This window comes from Rhabdothermincola sp., from assembly GCF_036846205.1.
In the GTDB taxonomy this organism is placed as follows: Bacteria; Actinomycetota; Acidimicrobiia; order Acidimicrobiales; family Acidimicrobilacustridaceae; genus Rhabdothermincola.
This window is the reverse complement of sequence record NZ_DAIUCK010000175.1, coordinates 1-2,680: the sequence shown is the minus strand read 5'-3', so window position 1 is coordinate 2,680 and position 2,680 is coordinate 1. Positions and strand designations below refer to the sequence as shown.

The following is a 2,680-nucleotide window of genomic DNA, read 5'->3' as shown; positions in this document are numbered from 1 at the left end:
GGCCAGGGGGGGTGATGGGCGGCGGGAGGGGCGAGCTCACGGTGCCAGTCTGCCCGCCCGGGCGCCCGGTGCAGGCTCAGCCCGGGGCCAGGCTCGTGAGCCGCTGGGCCACCCGGCTCGTGAACACGCTCGGCAGCCCCCCGGTATGCAGGAACACGGTCGGCTGGTTCGGGGCCAGCCGCCCGGCCCGGCGATCGGCGATCAACGCCGCCAACGCCTTGCCGGTGTACACCGGGTCGAGCACCAGCCCCTCCAGCTGCGCCGCCAGCCGGATGGCTTCGTCCGCCGCCGGGGTGGGTGCCCCGTAGCCAGCTCCGACCTGGGTGCGGTCGAGCTGGGCCCGACCGCCGGGGAAGGGGCGCCCGGCCAGTGACGCGGTGGCGGTGACCAGCGCCTCGATGCGTTCATCGACGTCAGGGATGGCGCCGACGTCGACTCCGCGGACCCGATCGTGGTGACCGAGCCCGACCGCCAGGCCGGCCTGCGTCCCGCCGCTACCGGTGGCCGTGTAGACGATGGCCCCCATCGGCACCTGGGTCACCAGCTCCGCGGCCGCCGCCACGTAGCCGAGCGTGCCCACGTCCGATGCGCCACCGAGGGGCACCTCGTAGGGCCGCCGCCCCTCTCCCGCGAGGCGCACACACACCTCGGCCATGGTCGTCTCCAGCCGCTCGGCGTCGTAGGTGCCGATCCATTCGAGCTGCACCCCGAACAGCTCGTCGAGCAGCAGGTTGCCCTCCGGCACCGCGGGTCGCCTCCCTCCGAGCACCGCGACGCACGAGAGCCCCGCTCGCCTGGCCGCGGCCCCGGTCATCCGGACGTGGTTGCTCTGGGCGGCACCCCCCGTGAGCAGCGTGTCGCAGCCCCGGGCCAGGGCGTCGCCGATCAGGTAGTCGAGCTTGCGGGCCTTGTTGCCACCGCCGGCGAGGCCGGTCAGGTCGTCTCGCTTGACCCACAGCGCGCCCTCCTCGAAGCCCAGCGAACGCCCCAACCGGTCCATCGGCTGCAGCGGCGTGGGGGTGACCGCGATGGGGAACCGCTGGGGTGGGCTCACGCCGGGGACGGTACCGCACCGGGTCGCCGCCGCTTCCGTCGTAGGGTGCCGCGATGGCGACCGACGACCCGATGGATGCCGAGACCGCGGAGCTGGCGGCGCTCCCGCCGGTCCCCACCCCTGCCCTGCTCGTGCGGCTCGAGGCGATCGAGCACAACCTGGCCACGATGGCCTCGGCGTGGCCCGGGAACGGGCTACGACCACACGTGAAGGCGTTCAAGTCCACCGCGCTGGCGCGGCTGCTCGCCGACCGGGGCCACCCCGGGTTCTGCTGCGCCACCATCCGGGAAATGGAGGGGCTGGCCGCGGCGGGCCTGGGTCAGGACCTGCTGCTGGCCAACGAGGTCCTCGATGCCACGCGGCTCGGCGCGCTGGTGGCGTCCGGATCCGCCCGGGTCACGGTGGCCGTGGACTCCGCGGAGACCATCGGCGCCGCGGTGGCGGGGGGTGTGCCGGAGGTGCTGATCGACGTCAACGTGGGCCTGCCCCGGTGCGGCTGCCCGCCGGAGAGCGCCGGGCTCCTGGCGGAACGGGCCCGCGCCGCGGGCCTCGTGGTGCGAGGGGTCATGGGATACGAGGGACACGTCGTCGGGGTGGCGGATCGCGCTGCTCGAGAGGCCGGGGTGGCCGAGAGCATGGCGTTGCTCGCCGAGGCCCATCGGGCGGTGGGAGGTGAGGTGGTCTCGGGCGGCGGCACCGGCACCTGGGACCTCAACCGGTGGGTCACCGAGCTGCAGGCCGGCTCGTTCCTCCTGATGGACACCGCCTATGCCGCGCTGGGGTTGCCGTTCCGGATGGCGCTGTCGGTGCTCGGCACCGTGATCTCGGTCAACCGGGCGCAGGGCTACGCGGTCGCGGATGTCGGCCTGAAGGCCCTCGGCATGGATCATGGCAACCCCCGGATCGAGGGATACCGGGTCTGGTTCTGCTCGGATGAGCACGTGACCTTCGCCCCTCGCGAGGGTGTGGCGCTGCCCCGGGTCGGCGACCGGGTCCGGGTGCTGCCGGCTCACGTGGATCCGACGGTCGCCTACCACGAGCGCTTCTTCGTCGTGCGTGGCGGCGAGGTGGTCGACGAGTGGCCGATCGACCTGCGCGGCTGGTGACCCGGCGCGCTCAGGCCAAGCGCATGAACAGCCGTTCGACCTCGGGGAGGCCGTAACCTTCGGACTCCGCCTGATCGGGGTTGTCGAGGCAGTAGACGAGCCCCGCAGCCACCAGCTTGAAGCCCGCCTGCTCGAGTGCCCGGGTGGCAGCGGAGAGCTGGGTCACGATGTCCCGGCACTCACGCCCCTCCTCGAGCATCCGCTCGATGCCCTGCACCTGGCCGGCCACCCGCCGCAGGCGCTTGCGCACGTCGTCGACCACGTCTTCGGGCAGTTCCATGGTCGTCATCCTATACCCCAAGGGGTACACATCGGCACCAGCCGGGGCGGCGTCGGATCACCTCCCCTCCGCCAAGCGGGCCGCGAGCGCCCGGAACGCCCGTCCTCGATGGCTGATGGCGTGCTTCTCCGGCCCGCTCATCTCCGCGAAGGTCCGACCGTCTCCTTCGGCGGGCACGAAGACCGGGTCGTAGCCGAAACCGGCGTCCCCTCGGGGGCTCGGTGCGATCACCCCCTCCAC

The 2,680-nt window shown here is 73.2% G+C and carries 4 protein-coding genes; 1 reads left to right on the top strand and 3 read right to left on the bottom strand.

Going from position 1 to position 2,680, the window contains the following annotated elements:
- Positions 1 to 76: 76 nt before the first annotated feature.
- Positions 77 to 1,054, bottom strand: a complete 978-nt coding sequence (locus V7004_RS15640) for a 1-aminocyclopropane-1-carboxylate deaminase/D-cysteine desulfhydrase (protein ID WP_334145179.1) — start codon at positions 1,052 to 1,054, stop codon at positions 77 to 79.
- Positions 1,055 to 1,107: 53 nt separating this feature from the next.
- On the opposite strand from V7004_RS15640, the gene V7004_RS15635 reads away from it, so the two are divergent.
- The gene (locus V7004_RS15635; RefSeq protein WP_334145177.1) at positions 1,108 to 2,160 is read left to right on the top strand and encodes an alanine racemase; all 1,053 of its coding nucleotides are present in this window, start codon (positions 1,108 to 1,110) and stop codon (positions 2,158 to 2,160) included.
- A 10-nt stretch (positions 2,161 to 2,170) separates the two neighbouring features.
- Here V7004_RS15635 and V7004_RS15630 read toward each other — a convergent pair whose 3' ends face one another.
- Entirely contained in the window at positions 2,171 to 2,440 is a 270-nt protein-coding gene (locus V7004_RS15630) for a metal-sensitive transcriptional regulator (RefSeq protein WP_334145175.1), read from the bottom strand.
- Positions 2,441 to 2,497: 57 nt separating this feature from the next.
- Positions 2,498 to 2,680, bottom strand: a 183-nt coding sequence (locus V7004_RS15625; RefSeq protein ID WP_334145174.1) for a non-canonical purine NTP pyrophosphatase, incomplete at its 5' end; no start/stop codon positions are given.